This window comes from Neisseria mucosa, assembly GCF_013267835.1.
Taxonomy (GTDB): Bacteria; Pseudomonadota; Gammaproteobacteria; order Burkholderiales; family Neisseriaceae; genus Neisseria.
Genome location: NZ_CP053939.1, coordinates 1,135,112 through 1,157,419 on the forward strand (window position 1 = coordinate 1,135,112; position 22,308 = coordinate 1,157,419).

Genomic DNA, 22,308 nt, shown 5'->3' on the forward strand with positions numbered 1-22,308 from the left:
CTTTTTTATAAACTGGCACGCCCACGGGGAATCGAACCCCGGTTACCGCCGTGAAAGGGCGATGTCCTAACCGCTAGACGATGGGCGCGGAGATTTTCTGTGGCGCACCCGGAGCGATTCGAACGCCCGACCCTCTGGTTCGTAGCCAGATACTCTATCCAACTGAGCTACGAGTGCATCAAGAAAGATTCGAATTATAGAGAGTGGACTGTTTCCTGTCAAGCGTTTTATTTGGAAAACTTGCAGACAGCGTGTAAAATGCGCATTTGCTATTGAATTTACAGAGAATAAAATGTCAGATTTCGCACGCTGGCCGCTCTTATCCGAAGCATTTTCCCGTTTGGGACGGCCTGTGGTCGTGGTGGATTTGGAGACGACCGGTGGAAATTTCTATCAAGACAGGATAACGGAAGTCGCCCTTGTTCGTTTTGAGCAAGGACGCGCCACACATTACGAGCAATTGGTCAATCCTTGCCGCAGCATTCCCGAATTTGTTGCCAGGCTGACCGGAATTCATGATGAAACGGTGAAAAACGCGCCTGTCTTTGCCGATATTGCAGCCGATTTGTTGCCACTGTTGCAAGGTGCAGTGGTTGTTGCCCACAACAGCCGCTTTGACTACACCTTCCTGCGCCACGAATTTGCCCGTATCCATACTGACTTTGCCGCACCCTCGCTCTGTACGGTTCAACTGTCGCGCCGCCTGTATCCTGAGTTTTACAAACACAGCCTCGACAGCATTATCGAACGCACCGGCATTCAGACGGCCAACCGCCACCGCGCCATGACCGATGTTGTCGCATTGTGTGATTATCTCGAATTAAGTTTGACAGAAAAAAATCACCAACAATGGGATGAACATGTCCGTGTGTTGATGAATCCGAAAATGTTGCCCACTTGGCTGCCTGATTCGCTCGCCCAACAGCTCTATACCCTGCCCGACAGTTACGGCGTATTGGTTTGGTTTGACCATTTCGGCAAAGCTCAGGCCATTGAAGCACACGAACGCGCATACAGTGAAACCGCCACCCTGCTGCACAGCAAAAAACTGCCGCCGCACATCAAAGCCGCAGCCTCCATCCGTTTTATTCCGGCAGTCGGTCAGCTCCATACATTATGGCTCAAAGCCCAGACCATGCAGGAATACCAACTGATGCCGTCTGAAAAATCCACATCGTTTTCAACCGTCCGCTTTATCGCTGATGAACACGGTAGCCTTCAAGCACGCATTGTCTTGTTAAATAGCGGCACCAGAAACTGGCGTCCATACGGTTTGTTTGCCCACAAAAAAGCAGCCAAACGCGCTTTGGCGCAATGGTCGCAAGAACACAGACTCTGCCCGGATTCGCTCAATATTTTGCCGACCAGCTACGCAAAGGGCGAACCCTGCCCTGTCGAGGCTGTCGGAAAATGCAACGGCAACTGCCGCCAGCCAAACGGTATCAAACATCAAAACCAACGCATTACCGAGCTTGCCGCCCTACTCCCTGTAACCGATTGGGGCAAAGCGCACGAAATTGAAATTACCGAAACCGACCCCCTGACCGGAAACAGCATTACCCTGCTCTGCGCCGGCGGTGCGTTGGCTTTGCCTGACGGCAGCTGGTATTTCGACAGCAGCCTGCCTATCGTGATTAAAAACAAATTCAGGCAAGACAAAGAAAATATCCGTCTGATTGCTTAAAACAAGGCCGTCTGAAAACCAAATTTTCAGACGGCCTGATGTGGATAACTTTCCGCTTTATTCTCAACACAAAAACTGCCTAAATTTTAATCAGAACTTATTTTTATAATAGCAATCAAATACTAAACCAATTTATACACAAGCTGTTCACACAATTTTCAATGAAAGCTGTGTATACCCAGCCCAACGAGTAAACCATGAACAACCCTGCAATCATCTTCTTTGACATCGACGACACCCTCTACCGCAAATACACGGATACCTTGCGCCCTTCGGTTGCCCAAGCCATGCGCGCATTAAAAGCCAAAGGCATTTTGACTGCCATTGCCACCGGCCGTCCGGAAGCCGCCTTTCCCACCAAAGTCAAAGCCTTGATTCAAGAATGCGGCATCGACATGCTCGTTACCATCAACGGCCAATATATTTCCTTTCGCGGCGAACCCCTGCAAAGTTACCCGTTGAATATTGCCGACATCGAAACCGCCATCAACCTGCTTGAACAACACAAAATAGACTACGCATTCGTCAACAACCAAGAAATTGCCGTTTCCTCCCATTCGCCGCGCGTTGTCGAAGGCTTATCACATATCTTGCCCAACTTCCTGACTGACAAAGAATATTTCCGCAAACAGCCTGTTTATCAAATGTTGGTCTTTGTGGATGAGGAAGAAGAAAAAATCCTGCAACCGCTGATTCAACAACACGGCTTCAAATCCGTCCGCTGGCATGAATATGCTGTGGACCTGCTGCGCAAAGAAGGTTCAAAAGCACGGGGCATCGCCCACGCAGTGGAAAAACTGGGAATTGATATGAGCAAAGTAATGGCGTTCGGCGACAGCTTCAACGACTTTGAAATGCTGTCAACCGTCGGCTTTGGCGTTGCCATGGGCAATGGCGAAGAAGCGGCCAAAGCCGCCGCACAATTCGTCTGCCCAAGTGTCGATGAAGATGGTGTATTGCGCGGCTTGCAAGAGTTGGGCGTAATTTAATTATCAAATCAAAAGGCCGTCTGAAAATGTTCAGACGGCCTTGTTCTATCTATAAACTTCCTGCTTATTTCGGCAATACCAAAAAGCTAATCAGCAATTCTTTGAATACAAATCCAAACACGCCCAAGCCCAAAACCAAGAAGAGCATGGCAATGCCGAATTTGCCGGCCTTGGATTCTTTACCCAAGTTCCAAACGATAAAACCCAAAAAGATAATCAGGCCGGTGAGGAGGATCTTCATTGCCCACGAGGCGAATTCTGCTTCAGACATTATTTTTTCCTTTTATTCTTAAGATGTGTGTTTGATTGCTTTCAGACGGCCTATTAAATTTTAAGGCCGTCTGAAATTTGTTTTTAGATTATTTGTTCAATGCTTGTTGCAAATCATCAATCAAATCGTCGATGTGTTCCAAACCGACAGAGAGGCGGATCAAGCCCGGGCGGATATTGGCGGCGAGTTTTTCTTCAGGCTGCATCCGGCCGTGCGTGGTTGTCCACGGATGGGTGATGGTCGAGCGCACGTCGCCGAGGTTGGCAGTACGGGAGAAAAGCTCCACACCGTCCACGACTTTCCATGCAGCTTCTTGGTCGGCGACTTCAAAGCCGATAACGATGCCGCCGCCGTTTTGTTGCTTGCGGATCAGTTCAACTTGCGGATGGTCGGGCAAACCGGTGTAGTACACGGCTTGGACTTGCGGCTGTTGTTGCAGCCATTGGGCGATTTTCAGGGCGTTATCGAATTGTTTTTCCATACGCAGCGACAGGGTTTCCACGCCGCTCAACAACTGCCATGCGTTAAACGGAGACATTGCCAAACCGCAAGAGTTGCAATATATGGCAACTTGCGTCATCAGCTCTTCCGAACCGGCCAATACGCCGCCCATCACGCGGCCGTGGCCGTCGATGGCTTTGGTTGCGGAAGAAACGGAAATATCCGCACCGTGTTTCAAAGGCTGCGAGCCGACGGGCGACAAGAGGCTGTTGTCCACCACCAAAAGCGCGCCGATGCTGTGCGCCAGTTCAGCCAGCGCTTCCAAATCGGCAACTTCGCCCAATGGGTTGGACGGAGTTTCCAAGAAAAACAGTTTGGTATTGGGCTTGATGGCCGCTTTCCATTCATCTACATCAACCGGCGATACATGGCTGACTTCGATGCCGAACTTGGTAACAATGTTGTTGATGAAACCGACGGTCGTGCCGAACAGGCTGCGGCTGGAAACAACGTGGTCGCCTGCTTGCAAGAAGGTAAAAAACGCTGCCTGAATTGCGGACATACCGGTCGAAGTGGCTACCGCGCGCTCTGCGCCTTCCAATGCGGCAATGCGTTTTTCAAAAGCGGCAGTAGTCGGATTGGCTGTACGGGTATAGGTAAAGCCTTTAATTTTTTTGGAAAACAAATCTGCCGCATGTTGCGCGCTTTCCCACATGAAGCTGCTGGTCAAAAACAGCGCCTGATTGTGTTCGCGATATTCAGTCTGCTCTTTGCCGCCCCGGATGGCCAGCGTTTGCGGATGAAGTTTTTTGTTCATTTATTCTCCAATCTACTGTGTATTCCAATGGACGGAACAATATTTTTCCGTCTGTTTAACTTGTTAACATTTTGCGCCGATTTCTACCATCTTTCAAGCCGAAGGCCGTGTTTCAGGCCGTCTGAAAAAACAGGAAAACCGTTTTTACTGATAAAGGCGGCCGTCGTGTTTCAACCAGCCGTCAGTATGCCGGCCTGACGGGTCATGGTGCGTCCAATGGATAACGCCGCCCTGCTCAGACCATTCATATTCGCCGTAAAACGCTACTTTATCGCCTTTTTTCAAACCCTTAATCTTATCGGCAAGGTCGATATTGTGTGCCACCAAAAGCGTCTGTCCGCTGGAGAGCTTCAAGATAAAGCGTTGGTGGCGCGTGCCTTTGTTGTCATCCGGCAGGGTTTTCCATACCGTGCCCTCGCCCTCAACCTGAATATCGCTTTGTTCGTTTTCAAACGCCTGTTTCAAAACCGCTTCTGCCGATTGTTTGCCCGAACCGGTTTGCTGTTGAGCCGTATCGGCGTTTTCTCCGCCTGCATTGTTTTGTTTTTGAACGGCTTCTATTTTCTGCTGATGCTGCGATTGTAGCGGCTGCTTGTTTTGCATTTTTTGATAGGCAAATACGGCAACCAAAGCAATCAGCAATACAATGATTTTGTTTTTATTCATAACAATCTCAAAAAAAATGCCCGATTCTGCATCGGGCATATCAACTATTTAGAAAGGATATTTATCACGAAAACGTGAGCCGCCATTATACACGCTTCGCAAAATTTTAAGGGAAATTTATACCAAAGGCCGTCTGAAACTTTTCAGACGGCCCGGATACTCAGCGGCGGTATTTCATTTCAACCTTCATATCGTCCAGAATACGTTTGACGTTGTGTTCCAATACATCTTCCACCAAACCCGGCGCCTGCTCGTTGAGCATTTGCTGCAACTGGTAAGTGAACACGGCCATTTGTTTTTGCACGGCAATCCGAATCATGCCATTGACCGCATCGGCCACATGGGGGCGCAAACGTTTAATCAGACGCTCGGTCAAATCTTTTTCAGAAACGCAGAACACTTCCCGACGGCCAATCGTCAGCGGGTTCAAAACATTGATATGGACATTGACGGCCGGTTCTTTTTCAGGTTCAAGGCCGTCTGAAACCGCCCCTTCAGCCGCTTGCGCATCATCATTTTCCGGTTTTTCAGTTTCTTCCACTTCAGCCACATCAAAATCTACGGCACCCGATTTCGGATTCAGTCTGACGGTGCGCGTCGATTCGATATGACGCTCTGAAGCCGCAGCCTGCAATGCCGATTGCGCGCTCAACCAGTTGTCCTGCAAGACCACCATCGCATCGGTTTCCACTGCTTCGCCATCTTCGGCAAGGGCGGTATTGTGTTCCAGCTGCCAACGGTACAAATACTCCTGCAGCACTTTTTCGCGATTGTCGGCATCCAGTTTATATTCTTTTTTAGGCGCGGTTTTAGGCGCGACATCGACAGCCTCTTCCGATTTTTTGACCAATGGCGCATGGGTCGGCGCGGTATTGAATTGTCGTGCCTGACGCAATCTTTCCAAGCGTTTTTCCCAATTCAGGTCTTCTTCCTCGAGGGCTGTGGGGTCAAGACGGTTGTTTTCCATAATAATCTCGTTTTTTCATTTTTATTGTGAACCGCATTCAAACAAAAAACGCTTGAACTGCGGCCGATGGTTGGACATATCCGGCAAGCCGGCGCAAGCGTAACATTTTAATATTAATTCACTATATAATCACTATTTTATTTAATATACCCTCAAGGATACATCATGAGCAGCATCGAACAACGCCTCGAATACTTGGAAGAAGCCAACGACGTTTTGCGTATGCAAAACCATGTCCTCGCCACCGCCCTCAAAGGCCTTATCCGTTCCCTGCCCTCCGACATGGCCAACGATGCCGTAGAATCCATCCAGCTTGCCTTTGAAGACGCGTTGGCGGAATTGAGCTACGAAGGCAGTCCGCACACCGACCTCTTCCATGACGTAACCTACGCATTTTTCCGAGAAAAAGACCACTGATTTCGGCTAGTTTGTTCACAAAATTATGCTAAACTAAGATTTTATCCGTTAACATTTTATTAAGAAAGCACATATCATGAATATGAAAAAATGGCTGGCCACTGCCCTCGCTTGTTCCGCCCTTGCCCTGACTGCCTGCGGCGGTCAAAGCAATAATGCCTCTGCTCCTGCCGATAAAGTGTACCGTGTCGGCTCCAACGCCGAGTTTGCCCCATTTGAATCTTTGGATTCTGCCGGCAAAGTAGAAGGTTTTGACGTAGATTTGATGAATGCCATGGCCAAAGCCGGCAACTTCAAAGTCGAATTCAAACACCAGCCTTGGGAAAGCCTCTTCCCTTCTCTGAACAACGGCGATGTGGACATCGTAATGTCCGGCGTAACCATCACTGACGACCGCAAACAAAGCATGCTCTTCAGCGACCCATACTTTGAAATTACCCAAGTCGTCCTCGTTCCAAAAGGCAAAAAAGTAGCTTCTTCCGAAGACCTGAAAAACATGGCCAAAGTCGGCGTGGTAACCGGCTACACCGGCGACTTCTCCGTTTCCAAACTCTTGGGCAACGACAATCCGAAAATCGCCCGCTTTGAAAGCGTTCCCCTGATTATCAAGGAATTGGAAAACGGCGGTTTGGATTCTGTAGTCAGCGACAGCGCAGTCATTGCCAACTATGTGAAAAACAACCCGACTAAAGGCTTGGATTTCATCTCCCTGCCTGACTTCACCATCGAAAACTACGGTATCGCTGCACGCAAAGGCGACGAAGCCACTATCAAAATGTTGAACGATGCGCTGAAAAAAGTACGCGAAAGTGGCGAATACGACAAAATTTACGCCAAATACTTTGCTAAAGAAGGCGAAAAAGCAGAAAAAGCCGAAGCAGCCAAATAATCTGGTTTGACTTCCCAAACTAAAGGCCGTCTGAAAACTTTTCAGACGGCCTTTAATCTGGTTAACGCCATTAAACGCAAGCGCCCCCTATAATCCGCTTGTTTTTATCCTTCAAATGAAAGACACGCCATGATCAAAACCCTTATCCTCAGCCTTGCTGCCGCCACTGCTTTAGCCGCCTGCTCCGCTTCTGAAAAACAAGAATCCCCCAACGTCGGCGTGGCCAATCCGGCTTCTGAGTTCTGCGTCAAACAAGGCGGCAAATCCGAAATCAAAAAAGACAAAGACGGCAACGAATACGGCGTGTGCCACTTGCCTGACGGTGAAGTCGTTGAAGAATGGGAATATTTCCATCAACACAACAAATAATTGCCCAATCATATAAAAGGCCGTCTGAACCCAAGTTTCAGACGGCCTTTTCATTTAAACAGCGATTATTTTACTTCCAGTTTGGTCACGCCGCCCATATACGGTTGCAACACAGCAGGAACATTAATGCTGCCGTCGGCATTTTGATGGTTTTCCAAAACAGCCACCAAAGTACGGCCGACTGCCAAGCCTGAGCCGTTCAAAGTATGTACCAAACGGTTTTTACCGTTTTCATCTTTGAAACGCGCTTTCATGCGGCGAGCCTGGAAATCTTCGCAGTTGGAGCAGCTGGAAATTTCGCGGTAGGTATTTTGCGCAGGAACCCAAACTTCCAAGTCGTAGGTTTTGGTTGCGCCGAAGCCCATGTCGCCGGTACACAAAGTAATCACACGGTATGGCAGTTCCAACGCTTTCAAAATATTTTCAGCATGGCCGACCATTTCTTCCAGCGCTTCGTATGATTTTTCCGGATGAACGATTTGCACCATTTCCACTTTGTCAAATTGGTGTTGGCGAATCAAACCGCGCACGTCTTTACCGTATGCGCCCGCTTCGGAACGGAAACATGGGGAATGCGCAGTCAATTTCAACGGCAAATCGCTGCCGGCCACGATGCTGTCGGCAACGGTATTGGTCAGCGTCACTTCGGCGGTCGGAATCAGATATTGCGTTTTCTTGCTCTCATCGCCGCCGCGGGTAACATGGAACAAATCTTCTGCAAATTTAGGCAGTTGGCCCGTGCCTTGCAAAGTGGTGTCATCCACAATATAAGGCGTGTAATGCTCGGTATAGCCGTGTTTCAGCGTGTGCGTATCGAGCATGAATTGCGCCAGCGCTCGGTGCAGGTGGGCGATTTGGCCTTTCATGACGGTAAAGCGCGCGCCGGACAGTTTCGCGCCGCCTTCAAAATCCAAACCCAAAGGTTCGCCCAAATCAACATGGTCTTTGATTTCAAAGTCAAATTCGCGCGGCGTACCGACTTTGCGGACTTCAACGTTTTCAGTTTCGTCTTTACCGACGGGCACGCTTTCGTGCGGCAGGTTCGGAATGCTCAGCAGCCAAGCATCCAATTCCTTCTGAACGGCATCCAAATCAGCGGCAGCCTGCTCCAAATCTGCTTTGATTTGGGCAACCTGATCCATCGCAGCTTGAGCCTCTTCGTGTTTGCCTTGGCCTTTCAACGCACCGATCTGCTTGGAAATACTGTTGCGCGAAGCCTGCAACTCTTCTGTTTTTACTTGAACGGCTTTGCGTTGCTCTTCCAAAGCGTTGAAACGCGCGGTATCAAACTCATAACCGCGTGCGGCCAAACGTTCGGCAACTGCGGCGGTATTGCTGCGGAGCAATTGGATGTCTAACATTGTTTTCTCTCGTTTAGATTCAGAATGGCATTATTGTAAACCAATTTAAAGATATTTTCACAGCGACAGGCCGTCTGAAAACAAAAAACGCCCCTGCAAAAAGCAGGAGCGTTTTTTAAGAATTTTGGCACGCCCACGAGTATAACTATCGGCACACAAAATACTTACTGGTAGTTCAAATGTTGCTTCAATTGAGCTTCCTCAAGCCATCGTAAAGCATGATGACGGTCCAGTTCTTCTCGCTCCACATTGCTATCACTACCCGCCAGGCAATGCTGACAAACGCTACCACAATCAGCTGGACAATTCAAACGGTCTAAAGCGCGACTTATGATACCGTTGATGTCATCTACAGCAGATAAAACGAAACCTGCGCCCCCTTCGGCTTTGTCGTAAATCTGAATCAAACAGCGAACGGCACCTGTTTCCAAATCTCTATCTGCTCGCACGGCATAGCCCATTTCAGTAGTTTCTATCCCCAAAAAAGCAGCAATTTCATCGCGTACAGCAACGGCAATCGTGCGGGCGGTAGTTTTATCTCCACTGCCTAGCCATGCCTTGGTTTGTGGATTTTTCAGAGCAATTTCCAATACATCGGTTGAGATATGATGGCCCAGATGGATATTGATCTGAACATTACTATTAGGACAATCTTTACTATTACTGCTAAGATCCAAACCACCACCCAAGGTTTTATGATACTCACCCAAAAATACATTAGGCAGTTCACCTACGTCAGTCATGGAATCAGCCCTACCACATCTCATGCAAACCGCAAAACCTTTTTCATGCTTGCCACTAGAGCGAAACAGTACTCTACCGTCACTACCATATCTAATTTCACCACACTCATGTTTTAGAAAGGCTACAGTTTCATCATCCAATTGTACTCTAGGAGGCTGGATAGGAACGAATGTTTGGAAGGAAACATCGTTGCTACTTTTTTCAAAAAAGTCAGTCAAAAAACCTGTTGGGGTTAGTACCGTACATTGTTCATCAAAAGGAATATTTTCACCGCAGTGAGAACATTGGATATCATTACAGCTATATTTGTAACGCGTCACGCCAGATGTACCGCAGTTTTTACAGCGCCACGCAGTATCGAAACGTTGGTCTTCGTTTTTACCTCGTTCATCCGATTTTACCCGTAGATTGATGCCAGCAGAACGGTATACGCGCCCATCTAATACAACATCCGAACCAGGTGCGTATTCACGCAGTGCAATATCCAAACTACGACTTGGGTTTTCTTTGCGGATGAACAGATTATCTTCTCGCTCCTCTCGTTCACGGCGTAAGTCTTCCATTTTACGGATTTTCATTTCTACTATGCCAGTAGGGAAACCATAACCAGGTAGAAATGCGTTTACCGCCAGATAGCCAAGCAGGTTCTCATTTTCATGTAGTTGTTTCTCGCGATTTAAGGCTTTCTTGTATGAATCGCTGTTAGTTTGCTTAATTTTATGGTTGATATTGTGAAAATCAGCCTGCCAATTCTCTGCCAATTCCAGCAGCCGCTGTTTAGCACTTGCTTTGATACGTGTCAATGGTACTCCTTCCAAAGCAGTACCTGCCGCCAGTTTACCCAAAGCTTGGTCAATAGCAGAGCATTCTGGTGAGTTCATCCAGTCGCAAAACTGCTGCCAAACAGATTGGGTTGGATTGAAAAACCAAGCAGTATTCAGCTTAGTACGGTCTTTGCCTGTATCGCTGCGCTTGGCAAGAAATGCTGCCAATAAGAGCGAATGCATATGGCGGCTGACAATTTTTTCAGAGCTTAACGATACTTTCGGAGCAGCAATAGCAGTAGTAAACGCCCATTTTGGATTGGTAAATACACGGCGATTATGAGGATCATTTTTGCATAGTGTATAAGCTATTGCAGCTGCTTCGCTACGACGGCCTGCACGACCGGCACGTTGCAGGTAATTAGCAGGGTGTGGTGGTACATTATTCATTACCACTGCTGCCATACCGCCGATATCCACACCCATTTCCATTGTAGTAGAGCAGCTCAATACATTAATTTTCCCTTCTTTGAACATCTGTTCGTATCTGTTTAATTGTGTAGATGCAATTTGTGCTGAATGTTCCGCCGCACGATAGTAGAAACCTCCTTCTACGATTTTATCGTTCAAATTGCTCCACAAACCTTCTTGGCGCAAGTGGCCTACATCTTTATCTTGCCTCAGCAAACGACGCATTTGGCTACGACGAGGTTCAGCAGTGGCATCCTGTTTAAAACGATAATAATCTGGAATCTCAGTTTTGCTGCAAAACAGTTTTTCAGACGGCATTTCCTGCCAGTTACCAGGCAAATAAGGAGACACACCGCGCAAAGTAGTATCGATCAGGCGGTGACTTTGCGGACAAATCCACATTTCTTTTTCAGGTAACTTAAACGCCATTGCTGAAAGCGGCATTTTCCAAGCATCAGCATCGGGATACAGGATATTGCTACCAGTAGTCAATTGTTTCCACGCAGTTTTCAGCCACGAATTAATTTTGTGTTTAGCCAAAGGGTTTTGAATATCCAGACCTGTAACCGCCTGCAAAATTTTGACTGCTCGAGGCTGTTGGCCTTTATCTCGAACTTGCGGCCAAGCTCGTTTACGCAAAGTTTGCTTTTCTCTGGTATCGGGCGGCAGCAGGGATTTTCCCGAAAAGCGTTTGCCCAACCATCGTTTTTTCTGCTCATCTAAATTGGTAAAGGAATTTTCACGGACATGAAAATCCAAAATCATTTTTAAAAATGCTTTCCAATCATCCAAATCCAGCGGCTTGCTTGGATTGTCTGCCTGATTTAAAACGCGTGTCTCTACCCAACCATCAGGCACTGTGCTGATTTTATCCAGACTAGGATAACAAATCATTGTCAAACCTAAGGTTTCCAAACTATTGGCATTTCTTGGGCGGCGGATAAATTCGCGTGCCAGTAGCAACTCTGCCAGCTTTTCTGCTCCGTTGCCACTAGGATCATTAAATATGCTGGGATTGGTTTCTCGATTGTAAGGCAGTAAATCTTGCGTCATTTCAGCTTTATCGCGCAGTGTACGGCACATATCATCCCAAGTAAGATGAGTTTTTTTACCACTAGAACCTTTCCATAGAATTTGTTCTGCCAAAGCAGGATTAGCTTGCATCAATGCAACCAAATCAGGATTAGCTTGCATCAGTGCAACCAACTCAGGCAACATGGCTTCTGCTTTGCCTGTTCCCTGCACCAATACATCAAACACCATACCACGCAATTTGGAATACTCTGCTTCCTGCTGCATTTTTACCGCCATTCTCGCTGTGCCTTGACGGCTGTCAGTAAAAGTAATTAATCGCCGTCCACGAGCGGGTAGCGATTGCGGATCATTTTCAGCATCACTACAAAATTCCAATACAGTCGGAACAGCGTGGGTTACATAAAACGGTGCACCCAAATATTGTCCATGATAAAACGGCATTCTTTGGTTTTCTTTGCCGCAGGCGGAACAGCAGGCCTGTAGGGAGAAATCCAAAGCCAACTCAAAAGTTTTACCTTGCTGTACGCCGATTTGCGCAGTTTCTTTATCGATTTTTTGTACCGTATAGCCTTCAGACTGCATATCGACTGGGGCTGCAAGCACTTTATTGCGGGATATGAATTGTAGACCATCTGAAATTGGGTTTGCGTCGTCACCACTGTCTTCTTCGTCATTAGCTGCAGGCTCAGGATTGAGTGCAAACTCATCGGTGATGTAGGTATCGCACTGCTGCAAAATACCGTCATGCTCCTGCGCCATCAAGTGCGGTGTACCGCAATCTTGGCACAACACTAATTCGTACACAGGAGCACCACAATCACATTTAGTTCTGCGGTTAAGATAAACCTGTCCAAATAGCCAGTCTTTAAGGTAACCTTCTTTTTTGCTGCAATGACGGTCAGCACACGCCCATAACCCGTGCAGCATTGATTGAAATAGATGCAAACGCAGTTTTAAAAATGGTTCAGCATTTTCAGACGGCTTTGTCTGAGTCATAACATCCAGCCAGTCTAAAACTTCACGCTGCTGTTCATAAAGGCTATCAGAAAGCAAATATGCTTGCGTTGCCTGTATCAATTGGTTCAACGTGTAAGGTTGGGTATTAGCTGTCAGACAATTACGCAGAGTAGTGGCCATTACACTTTGACAAAGGGCTGCAAAGCGTTCGGTTTCGTCCTTAATAGATGTGATATCTGCGATGCTCTGTCTACCATCGGCAACACTAATCGGCAAAAAATCGCGGCTTCCAGAAACTACCAGGACATGTTCCTTTGGTACCCCAGCCAAATCAGCAAGATAGCAGCGAAGTTCGTCTGCTGCTTTGTCGGAAGCAATGGTGGCTGATGTAGCAACAAAGCGTATGTCCTCGGGCTTTTTGCCGAAAGCGTGTACTACACGGCGTAATAACAGTGCAATTTCTGCCGCCTGCGATCCGATATAACTATGTGCCTCGTCTAATACTATCCAGCGCAATGAACCTGTTTGGCGAGATTTTTCCAAAATAGGGGCATCTACTTGGCGCACCAGCATATATTCCAACATAGTGGCATTAGTAAGTAGGATAGGCGGAGGCTCTTTGCGTAGCAATTCCCGTGACAAGATTTGGTTAGGTTGATCTTTGTCACGTGTTCCAGCACTTTCTTTTGTGTTACCGTTATAAAGACAAAAGCGAATTTTGTTACCAAAAGGTTTCGTCCATGCATCCAAACGTTCCTTTTGAGAATTGATTAAAGCATTAAGTGGGTAGAGAAACAGAGCCTGAACACCGATAAGTGCTGTTTTCTCCAACGTTTGGCGACGTATCAGATCTTCTAAGATCGGAATCATAAAACATTCAGTTTTACCTGATCCTGTGCCACTCGTAATGATGGCAGATTTTGGAGCATCCCCCAGAAGATGCTTCCATGCCTGCAACTGATGAGTATAAGGGCGGGCAGTTTTGGGAAAACCATATCTGTCTGCATCTGCTAACACATCTGTAAGTTTTGTAGAAAACAGGTTTTGTCTTACCAAATCTGCAAAGGTACAGTCCGCGCTTTTCCAACCAAAGGTATGTTCAACAACAGGGTCAGCAAGAAAACAGTTTTCATTACCCAATTCATTGCTAATCAATTGTCGCAGGTGACTGCGCAATTGATTATCTGTAATATCCAATACGCCAATAGTAGCTTCCTTGATACGGTTCAGACTTTGCTCTATCAATCCGGAAAGAGTTTGCATGGTGTCGGTATTCATTATGATTCACTCACTAGGTAGCAGCTCAGGGAAGCGCAGACGTAATCAAACCATTCTGCATCCAAAGCGTAAATACGATAAAAAGCATCAGCAAACTGTGCAGCAGTCATTTCTAATGGCATGATATCTGAAGGCTGCGCATTGCCTGCTTTAACACAGGCAGTAAATACTGGTAGCCAGACAACTGTACGGTCAAAAGGAACTTTGGACAGACTGCGTACTTTATTGAAAAATACATCCTGTTGTTTCTCCAACCATTTTTGCAGACCATCCGAAAGCGTTTCAGGAATACGTTGGTTTTTATTCTGACGCAATGCATTGTAATGGCGGTTATAACGTGAATCGTGCTTCTTGTCGAAAATTTCCCCAAGCGTGTTTTCCACCACTATCATTTCTATTTCTGAAAGAAATCCTTTAAATACATGATTGCGTAAAATCTCGTCATGGCACAACACACTTGTAGGAATACAGTTTTCAGACAAGGGAAAATCATCAGGATTCAAGCCTGTAGCTGCAATTTTGGTACGAATGTATGGTTTGTACGTACTTATGGCAGCAAACCAATCTTGTAGAGCTAACCACTCCCATACCACAGCTAATTCGTTACGCATCCGCTCGCAAAATACACCATCCAACCCTAAGCGTAATACCGCCAAAGCTAAGGCTTTGGGCTGTTGTACCAAGGCTTTCCATGTTTCAAATACTGACAATGGCAGATGAGAAAAATGCTGCTTTAGGCTCTCAAAATACAGCCAACCAGAATGCTCAGGATTACCCACCATTTCCGTAATGATACGGCTAATAGCTTCGGGATTGTGGTTTGGATGGAAAGCGCGTGCAGCAATATGCAGGGAATGATGTTGAAATGGTTCGATAAATTTTTCACTGCTGTTTTCAAATATAGCAGGACGGAATTGAACTGGTGATTCAGGCGCAGGGTAAATCAACCACAATCCTTCATCATATTGTTCGGACGACAGTTGATAATGCCCATTTATCCTCATTGCGCTTTCAGGCAGCCTTTGTGCACCTTTTTCAGGTGCATCCAAGCGCATGATGTTTACTACCGCTTCTCGGCAAGTCAATTCGTCTTCTGCCTGCCGTTTGATGACGAAGCTTTTTCGTAATGCATCTGTCACTGCCAGAATACCGAAACGGTAAAACTGATTATTCCACATAACTAGACCATTATAACGAGACAAGATAAGCCGTATCAAAGGGTTCTCTGAACCCATATGGCACACTGTAATTTCTACCTGGGCATCTTGACTACTGCTGCACGATAAAAGCTGCAAAAGTTGCGGTTTCCATTGATCTAAGAAAAACTGCTGCACCGAACCATCTGCTGACAAACGTTCGCTGATAGAAATGGGGCGACCATGCACATTATCCGATAATTTAAATACCAGCCTCATATCGGTCGATGCGGAGGAATATACCATTATCCACTTGCCTAGCAACTGATTGATATTCAGACGGCAATCATCAATTCTACCTTTTTCATCATATAGATACGCACCATTAAACGGTAGAGGTAGTCTTAATCGTGCAGCTTGAACAGGGTTACTTCCAACTGCAAGAATAATATGAGATGGATAATTACTATCCTCAGTTTGGCAGATAAATCTAAATCGAGAATGGATTTGTGTGATATCTAGATGCTTGGCAAAGACATCTATGAAAACCTTTTCGGAAGTATTAACATTTAAAATGGCGGGATCTTTGTTGCTTGCTGCTTGCCAAGTATAGGAAAAATCTTCAGGCAGGACAGTAATTTTACGCCGCAACAAACAAATTGCACCCTTATAGAAAGCCACCTGAAATGTACCATAATAGTTCGGGCAGATATTTGATTGGACCTCGCCGTTGATTTTGATGTGCGTCGGAGATAAGTCAGGGGGCGTTAGCAGAGTAGGAAAACCACGATACACAGGTAAACCATCAGTATTTTGGCAGTGATAAAACAGTCTCCCATGCAAAATACTCTGTTCTGTCTGATTAGCTTGCACAACAACTATTTCTCGCCCATCCGCATGACGAGCAGTCAGTCCGTCCGAACACTTAAACCACTGCCCGCCCAAATAGGAGACATTTTCATTTTCAGACAACCTAAAACCGTCTGGTAGATGAATCAAAATATCCCTATCTTTACTGCGCGTGTATTCATTAGTAGAGAACAGTTGCCAACGTTGATCTTGAGCAGAGTGAAACACCAGCGGTGCATCTTCATCAAATCCAGTATCTCCAAACAACTTGGTATAGAGCAGTCGCCCGCCAGCAAACACTCGCACAGACAAAGGTAGACTAGGTTTCTCTCGGACAAAATCAAGCTGTTTCCCAAAAGGAAGTTTGAATGTTAGCTCTCCGCCTGTATCACTAAGAGAAGCAAATACTGTTGCTCCCATTTGGGCAACTGGCTCTTCTCCTTCAAAAATTTGCCATTGTAAAACCGTTTCACCCTGATAATTCTGAATAGGGAAACTAAATTTTTCAGGTAACCCGATTTTAGCATGCAAGCACCAACCTCCCTCCTTTACATAATGCCGACAGGAGAACTCTTGCTTTTCCAATTTTTGACGTTCGTCTGCTGCATTACCCAACCAGCGGTTGATAACTGCATCTACCTGTTTCCCATCCAAAGCAAAAGGAAACTCACTGCGCCAACCACTATCTGCCTGATCTAGGTATTCAACCAAATTACGTTTATTCTTCAAGTCAAACCGCTCAGCGAGCTTGACTAGCGCTCTGACTGTATCGGCAAATAGAATAACAGCCGCAGTATCACGAAATACTTGTGCCAGTCTATACACTCTTTCAGCAATATATTCTTCTAAAGGGCGGAAAGTTTCCATACTCTCCTGATATTTTTTCAAGCCATAATCAATAATATTGCGAATAGCATTATCATCAGCTGCAAGCATTTTCAGTGGTAATCCACCTTCAGCAACTAATGTACCAAGATAACGCGTATTTTTAGCAGCGTCATATTTCCATTCTCGCCGCCAATATGCCAACCCTTTTTTCAAATATTTGTAACGTTGCTGTTCATTATCAAATTGCGTACCTATTACATTATCGAAAAATGCCCAACTCCATTCACCACCCGAATACTCACGCCGATAAGTTTCACTAACTGCCAGACAGTAACAGGCACACCATTCCTCCTGATAAACAGAACCCGATATCAAAAAAGGCTTACGATAAAACAGTGCACACAGTTCACGGTATTCATTTTCATTAACTGCATAAGTATACAGTGGCCCACCATTCGGAATAGGATTAAGTGGATCACGATTAAAAAAGAAATGTGATAACCAACTCTTAAACGGGTTTGTAAGATTTTTCATAATAAAAATTGGCAATTGACTTAGATCGAAATTATATCAGCATATAAAAAACATTTGGATTTTAAGTGCAGCACCTAGACCAATCTTACAAACCTAATATAAAAAATAGCATATCAGACGCCTACAACCCAAAAACTTACAGATAGGCTTATTAAATATACACCTCCTCAATGGATTTCATAGAAGGGAAATTAATCTATTCTTTTTTCAGTACTTTCAACATGATTTTCGTTTTCACAATTTCTTCCCCTATTTATCTTCTAAGTTTAATGACCATCAATTACATCAATGAGACACTCTTTTGCCTTTTCTGAATGATGGTACCCATCCACCAGTCATCGATACATTATTTTTAGTTAATGTAGAACACCCAGAAATGTCGAATAGGCCGAGTATTTCGCTCCTAGCCCACGTTTACAGTAGAGTTTAAAGATGTACAAGCAGTACCATAGTGACAAAGAAATAAACCCTTACTATTTTTTAGTAAGGGTTTATTCAAAATATGGCACGCCCACGGGGATTCGAACCCCGGTTGCCGCCGTGAAAGGGCAGTGTCCTAGGCCTCTAGACGATGGGCGCGTAACCGAAGCGCGAACTATACAGAAAGCCTTTTCTTCTGTCAACGCCTTTACTGCTTTTTTAAAGATGTTGCCGATTTCCGTATGTTATTTTCCCTGTATAATGCCGGTTTTAATAAAAAGGAAAACTCGCCATGTGGTTTAAGCAAATCAGTTTTTATCCGCTCAACAAAGACAAGTTGCCCGAATTGGAAGTCCTTGCCGACAAATTGGCGCAATCCGAATTTGCCCATTGTCAGGGTTTGGACTGGTTTAGCGAAGGCTTTGCCACGCCGGTTTCCTTTTCACCCGAGCTGGTTTTCCCTGCCGATTACACTTGGCGCGTGGCCCTGAAAAAAGAAGAAAAAGTCCTGCCTGCCGGCGTGATCCGCGATATTTTGGATGAAAAGGTTTTGGAAATCCAAAACAACGAAGCGCGCAATGTCGGCCGTAAGGAAAAACAAGAGCTGAAAGAACAGATTACTGACGACCTGCTGCCCCGTGCCTTTACGCGCAGCAGCCGCACACAGGCGATTTTCGACACGCGCCACGGGTATCTTTTAGTCAACAATGCCGCATCTGCCAAAGCGGAAAACATCCTGACCAAACTGCGCGAAGCGTTGGGCGGTTTGGAAGCAGCCCTGCCCAACACAAAACAATCGCCCTCCTCCCTGATGACCAGCTGGCTGCTGCAAGGCCATTGCGAAGGCGGTTTTGAATTGGACAGCGATTGCGAACTCAAAGGCGTAGGCGATGTTGTTCCAGTCGTCAAAGTTTCCAAACAAGACCTGACCGCCGACGAAGTGGTACAACACGTCAAAAACGGCAAAACCGTTACCCAGCTGGGCTTGGTATGGCGCGAACAAATCGCATTTATCCTCACCCAAGACTTTACGCTCAAACGCATCCAGTATCTGGACGTTTTGCAAGAAGAAGCGGAAAGCAACGGCGACGATGCCGCCAGCCTCGCCTTTGCCTCGCAAATCCTGATGACCGAAGCCATCAGCACCATGTTGGAAGAACTGGTTTCTTATTTGGGCGGCTGGCAAGAGTAATTTTTCAGACGGCCTTTCGATTGGGAATATCAAAGGCCGTCTGAAATATAAATAGAAGTATCAGAAAGGATGTCATGATGTTGGGCGCAGTCATCGGCGATATTGCCGGATCACGATTCGAGTTTGACAACTACCGTCACACCGATTTCGATATTTTCAGCCCCGACAGCGACTTTACCGATGACACGATTTGCACTGTTGCCATTGCCGACTGGGTTTTACAAGGCTGCAACGATAATTTAGCCTCTATTTTACAAGGCTGGTGCAGGGCATATCCCTGTCCAAAAGGCGCATATGGCAGCCGCTTCTCACAATGGATAGAATGGAAAAATCCTGCACCTTATAATAGCTGGGGCAACGGCTCTGCCATGCGTGTTTCTGCCGTTGGCTGGGCATTTGCCACATTGGAAGAAACCCTGCATTTTGCCGAACAATCCGCCGCCGTAACGCACGACCACCCGGAAGGCATTAAAGGCGCGCAAGCCGTAGCCGCCGCCATCTTTTGGGCGCGTACCGGCATGGGCAAAGCGCAAATCAAAGAAAACATTACGCGACAATTCGGCTATGATTTGAGCCAAAGTTGCAACCAAATCCGCCCGCATTATCATTTCAACGAAAGCTGTCAGGAAACCGTACCTCAAGCAGTTACCGCCTTTCTTGAAAGCGATAATTTTGAACACGCCATCCGACTGGCGGTTTCCCTGGGCGGAGACAGTGATACCTTGGCAGCCATTACCGGCAGCATTGCCGAAGCCTACCATGGTATCTCTGCATCCATGCGCGAACACGCTTTAGCCATATTGCCACGCCGCATTGCTGAAACCCTGCTGACTTTTGAATCCCAATATCAGGCCGTCTGAAACCGCCTGCAAAAGGAACAATCATGATGAAATACCTTGCCCTACTTCCCGTCGCCTTCATGCTGGGTACGCCTGCCATTGCCGAAACCATCAATCCTTATCAGGAAAAAGGTTGCGTTTACGATGGTGATATTGGCAAAGACGGCAAACCATCCGGCAAAGGCACATGGAAATGCCAAGACGGCCGCAGCTATGTCGGCGCCTTTAAAAACGGCAAATTTGACGGCAAAGGCGTATATACCGTTTCCGGCAACAGCGAGACCTTTATCGAACCTTTCTCCTCCAACAGCGCCAAATTACGCAATATGACGCTGGAGGGCGTGTTCAAAAAAGGCAGGGCGCACGGAAACTTTACCGCCTCCCAAAACGGCACACCCGTCTTCATCATGAAATGCGAAGACGGTATGATTAAAGAAGTCAAACTGGCTAAGAAATCTGCTTCCAAAACCAAATAAACAGCCTTTCAGACGGCCTTATCCAGCTTTTAGGCCGTCTGAAACATCAATTGACAAGCCTGTCTAAAGGCTGTCGTGTTGATTTCAAAGAATTTCCAAACAACCCTTACCCCAGGACAACCACCATGAGCATTAAATCCGACAAATGGATACGCCGCATGGCCGAAGAACACGGCATGATTGAGCCGTTCGAGCCCAACCAAATCAAAGAGGCCAACGGCCAGCGCATCATTTCCTACGGCACGTCCAGCTACGGCTACGATATCCGTTGCGCCAATGAATTCAAAATCTTCACCAACATCAACAGCACCATCGTCGACCCGAAAAACTTCGACCCGAAAAACTTCGTTACAGTTGAAGACGACTGCTGCATCATTCCGCCCAACTCCTTTGCTTTGGCGCGCACAGTCGAATATTTCCGCATCCCGCGCAACGTCCTGACCGTCTGCTTGGGCAAGTCCACCTACGCACGCTGCGGCATTATCGTCAACGTTACCCCGTTCGAGCCGGAGTGGGAAGGCTACGTTACGCTTGAATTTTCCAACACCACGCCGCTACCGGCAAAAATCTACGCAGGCGAAGGCGTGGCCCAAGTCTTGTTCTTTGAAAGCGATGAAGTCTGCGAAACTTCATACAAAGACCGCAACGGCAAATACATGGGGCAAACCGGTGTTACCCTGCCTAAGACTTAATATACAAAATAAAAAAAGGCCGTCTGAAACTTTCAGACGGCCTTTTATCATTTCAGTTAAAAACGGCGTTTCAGCTTGCAAGCCTGCAAAATATGGACGGCAAGTTCTTCCACAGATTTGTCCGTAGTATTGGTAAACGGAATACCGTGGCGTTTGAACATATTTTGCGCATCGGCAATCTCGCTGCGGCAAGTATCGATTTTGGCATAGGTCGAATTAGGACGACGCTCCTGACGGATAGCCTGCAGACGCTCAGGCTGAATGGTCAAACCAAACAGCTTGTCTTTGTAAGGTTTGACCATACGCGGCAAATCGGTTGATTCCAAGTCATCGGGAATCAATGGATAGTTTGCGGCGCGGATACCGTATTGCAGGGCCAAATAGAGACAGGTCGGCGTTTTACCCGAACGGGACACGCCCATCAAAATTACATCCGCTTCCTGCAGGTTTTTATCGCTGACACCGTCATCATGATTCAGTGAGAAATTGACCGCCTCCATACGCGCATCATAGCGTTGGGTATTGCCGATACTGTGGTGCCCCTGCTGGGCGGCAACCGCCTCCGTATTGAGTTCCTTTTCCAAAAGACCGAGAAAAGTTTCAAAGAAATTAATATGGAACGCATTGGCTTTCTTGATGATTTCACGGATTTCGTCATTGACCACACTGACAAAAGCAATCGGGCGCACTCCGAATTTCTCGGCGGACTGGTTGACTTTATCTACAACAGCACGCGCTTTTTCAGGCGTATCGATAAACGGATAGGTATGGCGTTTGAACTCAACATTGCCAAATTGGTTCAGCAAGGCTTCACCGATATTTTCGGCGGTCAGGCCGGTTCGGTCGGAAATATAGAAGACTTGGCGTGGATCAGTCATAATGAATCCTCTTGAGGGTAACGTTTCAGACGACAATCATAGCAGTTACAGCCTTTGCAATAAAGCGATTCCCGGCAGATTACACAGGATTACAACAAATTTGAACAATTTTTAGATTGGCACAAAATTTTATTTTTTGATTTTTTGTGGAATTTTATTCTAAAATTGCAAAATAAATCTTGTTTATTAAATTTATTAACTTATTTTGTTTTCCATATTTAACAATAGGATAACTCACAAAAACATGAATCTGATATTCACATTTCAGAAGACTACACGCTTGAAAAGCACAGTATCACAGACGAATTTGTGATTTTAAAAAAGATAAAACACATGACAGCCAT

General features: G+C 46.3%; 17 protein-coding genes and 3 tRNA genes. 9 read left to right on the top strand and 11 right to left on the bottom strand.

Translation table 11 applies throughout. The annotated features are described in order from the left end of the window. Positions 1-13 precede the first annotated feature (13 nt). Together FOC66_RS05355 and FOC66_RS05360 are read right to left on the bottom strand one after the other, a co-directional pair. A tRNA-Glu gene (locus tag FOC66_RS05355) sits at positions 14-88 on the bottom strand. A gap of 12 nt (positions 89-100) precedes the next feature. Next, positions 101-177 (bottom strand) — tRNA-Arg (locus tag FOC66_RS05360). A gap of 115 nt (positions 178-292) precedes the next feature. Between FOC66_RS05360 and FOC66_RS05365 the strand changes: the two genes are divergently transcribed. Together FOC66_RS05365 and FOC66_RS05370 are read left to right on the top strand one after the other, a co-directional pair. After that, entirely contained in the window at positions 293-1,684 is a 1,392-nt protein-coding gene (locus FOC66_RS05365) for a 3'-5' exonuclease family protein (protein ID WP_003747397.1), read from the top strand. A gap of 197 nt (positions 1,685-1,881) precedes the next feature. Beyond that, positions 1,882-2,673: a Cof-type HAD-IIB family hydrolase gene (locus tag FOC66_RS05370; RefSeq protein WP_003747399.1), complete on the top strand. Its 792-nt coding sequence runs from the start codon at positions 1,882-1,884 to the stop codon at positions 2,671-2,673. Positions 2,674-2,737: 64 nt separating this feature from the next. Here the strand turns inward: FOC66_RS05370 and FOC66_RS05375 are convergent, their stop codons facing one another. From FOC66_RS05375 to FOC66_RS05390, 4 genes are all read right to left on the bottom strand, one after another. After that, positions 2,738-2,944 (bottom strand): DUF2788 domain-containing protein, encoded by a 207-nt coding sequence (locus FOC66_RS05375; protein ID WP_003747401.1) that lies wholly within the window; start codon positions 2,942-2,944, stop codon positions 2,738-2,740. A gap of 88 nt (positions 2,945-3,032) precedes the next feature. Beyond that, positions 3,033-4,202: an O-succinylhomoserine sulfhydrylase gene (gene metZ, locus FOC66_RS05380; RefSeq protein WP_003747403.1), complete on the bottom strand. Its 1,170-nt coding sequence runs from the start codon at positions 4,200-4,202 to the stop codon at positions 3,033-3,035. Between the two features lie 144 nt (positions 4,203-4,346). Then, positions 4,347-4,907 (bottom strand): DUF3465 domain-containing protein, encoded by a 561-nt coding sequence (locus FOC66_RS05385; RefSeq protein ID WP_003747405.1) that lies wholly within the window; start codon positions 4,905-4,907, stop codon positions 4,347-4,349. A 121-nt stretch (positions 4,908-5,028) separates the two neighbouring features. After that, complete coding sequence (locus tag FOC66_RS05390) at positions 5,029-5,835, bottom strand: hypothetical protein (protein WP_003747408.1); 807 nt, start codon at positions 5,833-5,835, stop codon at positions 5,029-5,031. A 165-nt stretch (positions 5,836-6,000) separates the two neighbouring features. On the opposite strand from FOC66_RS05390, the gene FOC66_RS05395 reads away from it, so the two are divergent. The 3 genes from FOC66_RS05395 to FOC66_RS05405 all read left to right on the top strand — a co-directional run bounded on the left by FOC66_RS05395 (position 6,001) and on the right by FOC66_RS05405 (position 7,510). Then, positions 6,001-6,252 carry an NGO1151 family protein gene (locus FOC66_RS05395; protein WP_003747410.1) on the top strand — a complete coding sequence of 84 codons (252 nt, stop codon included), beginning with the start codon at positions 6,001-6,003 and terminating at the stop codon, positions 6,250-6,252. Between the two features lie 76 nt (positions 6,253-6,328). Next, the gene (locus FOC66_RS05400) at positions 6,329-7,141 is read left to right on the top strand and encodes a basic amino acid ABC transporter substrate-binding protein (protein ID WP_003747411.1); all 813 of its coding nucleotides are present in this window, start codon (positions 6,329-6,331) and stop codon (positions 7,139-7,141) included. A 129-nt stretch (positions 7,142-7,270) separates the two neighbouring features. Then, positions 7,271-7,510, top strand: a complete 240-nt coding sequence (locus FOC66_RS05405) for a putative hemolysin (protein ID WP_003747413.1) — start codon at positions 7,271-7,273, stop codon at positions 7,508-7,510. 65 nt (positions 7,511-7,575) lie between these two features. On the opposite strand, the gene serS is transcribed toward FOC66_RS05405, so the two are convergent. The 4 genes from serS to FOC66_RS05425 form a co-directional block, all read right to left on the bottom strand. After that, a complete protein-coding gene (serS, locus tag FOC66_RS05410; protein WP_003747429.1) occupies positions 7,576-8,871 on the bottom strand; it encodes a serine--tRNA ligase in 1,296 nt (431 codons plus the stop codon). A gap of 164 nt (positions 8,872-9,035) precedes the next feature. After that, the gene (locus tag FOC66_RS05415; protein ID WP_003747430.1) at positions 9,036-14,120 is read right to left on the bottom strand and encodes a DEAD/DEAH box helicase; all 5,085 of its coding nucleotides are present in this window, start codon (positions 14,118-14,120) and stop codon (positions 9,036-9,038) included. Continuing rightward, positions 14,120-17,467, bottom strand: coding sequence for an STY4851/ECs_5259 family protein (locus tag FOC66_RS05420; RefSeq protein WP_003747431.1), 3,348 nt, complete (start codon positions 17,465-17,467; stop codon positions 14,120-14,122). The genes FOC66_RS05415 and FOC66_RS05420 overlap by 1 nt, the downstream gene beginning before the upstream one ends. A gap of 503 nt (positions 17,468-17,970) precedes the next feature. Continuing rightward, positions 17,971-18,046 (bottom strand) — tRNA-Glu (locus FOC66_RS05425). Between the two features lie 133 nt (positions 18,047-18,179). On the opposite strand from FOC66_RS05425, the gene FOC66_RS05430 reads away from it, so the two are divergent. From FOC66_RS05430 to dcd, 4 genes are all read left to right on the top strand, one after another. Then, on the top strand, positions 18,180-19,079 hold the full coding sequence (locus FOC66_RS05430) for a recombination-associated protein RdgC (protein ID WP_003747432.1): 900 nt from the start codon (positions 18,180-18,182) through the stop codon (positions 19,077-19,079). A gap of 77 nt (positions 19,080-19,156) precedes the next feature. Then, a complete protein-coding gene (locus FOC66_RS05435) occupies positions 19,157-19,939 on the top strand; it encodes an ADP-ribosylglycohydrolase family protein (RefSeq protein ID WP_003747433.1) in 783 nt (260 codons plus the stop codon). A 23-nt stretch (positions 19,940-19,962) separates the two neighbouring features. After that, on the top strand, positions 19,963-20,394 hold the full coding sequence (locus tag FOC66_RS05440) for a hypothetical protein (RefSeq protein ID WP_003747434.1): 432 nt from the start codon (positions 19,963-19,965) through the stop codon (positions 20,392-20,394). 125 nt (positions 20,395-20,519) lie between these two features. Next, positions 20,520-21,086, top strand: a complete 567-nt coding sequence (gene dcd, locus FOC66_RS05445) for a dCTP deaminase (RefSeq protein WP_003680541.1) — start codon at positions 20,520-20,522, stop codon at positions 21,084-21,086. Positions 21,087-21,142: 56 nt separating this feature from the next. On the opposite strand, the gene ppsR is transcribed toward dcd, so the two are convergent. After that, positions 21,143-21,964 (bottom strand): posphoenolpyruvate synthetase regulatory kinase/phosphorylase PpsR, encoded by an 822-nt coding sequence (gene ppsR, locus FOC66_RS05450; RefSeq protein WP_003747435.1) that lies wholly within the window; start codon positions 21,962-21,964, stop codon positions 21,143-21,145. Positions 21,965-22,308 lie beyond the last annotated feature (344 nt).

Bases quoted from the DNA above. Each gene is read 5' to 3' on its own strand.
- FOC66_RS05385 (WP_003747405.1), bottom strand. From the start codon at position 4,907: ATGCCCGATGCAGAATCGGGCATTTTTTTTGAGATTGTTATGAATAAA.
- FOC66_RS05435 (WP_003747433.1), top strand. From the start codon at position 19,157: ATGTTGGGCGCAGTCATCGGCGATATTGCCGGATCACGATTCGAGTTT.
- FOC66_RS05395 (WP_003747410.1), top strand. From the start codon at position 6,001: ATGAGCAGCATCGAACAACGCCTCGAATACTTGGAAGAAGCCAACGAC.
- serS (WP_003747429.1), bottom strand. From the start codon at position 8,871: ATGTTAGACATCCAATTGCTCCGCAGCAATACCGCCGCAGTTGCCGAA.
- ppsR (WP_003747435.1), bottom strand. From the start codon at position 21,964: ATGACTGATCCACGCCAAGTCTTCTATATTTCCGACCGAACCGGCCTG.
- FOC66_RS05370 (WP_003747399.1), top strand. From the start codon at position 1,882: ATGAACAACCCTGCAATCATCTTCTTTGACATCGACGACACCCTCTAC.
- FOC66_RS05365 (WP_003747397.1), top strand. From the start codon at position 293: ATGTCAGATTTCGCACGCTGGCCGCTCTTATCCGAAGCATTTTCCCGT.
- FOC66_RS05400 (WP_003747411.1), top strand. From the start codon at position 6,329: ATGAATATGAAAAAATGGCTGGCCACTGCCCTCGCTTGTTCCGCCCTT.
- FOC66_RS05375 (WP_003747401.1), bottom strand. From the start codon at position 2,944: ATGTCTGAAGCAGAATTCGCCTCGTGGGCAATGAAGATCCTCCTCACC.
- FOC66_RS05405 (WP_003747413.1), top strand. From the start codon at position 7,271: ATGATCAAAACCCTTATCCTCAGCCTTGCTGCCGCCACTGCTTTAGCC.
- FOC66_RS05390 (WP_003747408.1), bottom strand. From the start codon at position 5,835: ATGGAAAACAACCGTCTTGACCCCACAGCCCTCGAGGAAGAAGACCTG.
- dcd (WP_003680541.1), top strand. From the start codon at position 20,520: ATGAGCATTAAATCCGACAAATGGATACGCCGCATGGCCGAAGAACAC.
- FOC66_RS05420 (WP_003747431.1), bottom strand. From the start codon at position 17,467: ATGAAAAATCTTACAAACCCGTTTAAGAGTTGGTTATCACATTTCTTT.
- FOC66_RS05415 (WP_003747430.1), bottom strand. From the start codon at position 14,120: ATGAATACCGACACCATGCAAACTCTTTCCGGATTGATAGAGCAAAGT.
- FOC66_RS05430 (WP_003747432.1), top strand. From the start codon at position 18,180: ATGTGGTTTAAGCAAATCAGTTTTTATCCGCTCAACAAAGACAAGTTG.
- FOC66_RS05440 (WP_003747434.1), top strand. From the start codon at position 19,963: ATGATGAAATACCTTGCCCTACTTCCCGTCGCCTTCATGCTGGGTACG.
- metZ (WP_003747403.1), bottom strand. From the start codon at position 4,202: ATGAACAAAAAACTTCATCCGCAAACGCTGGCCATCCGGGGCGGCAAA.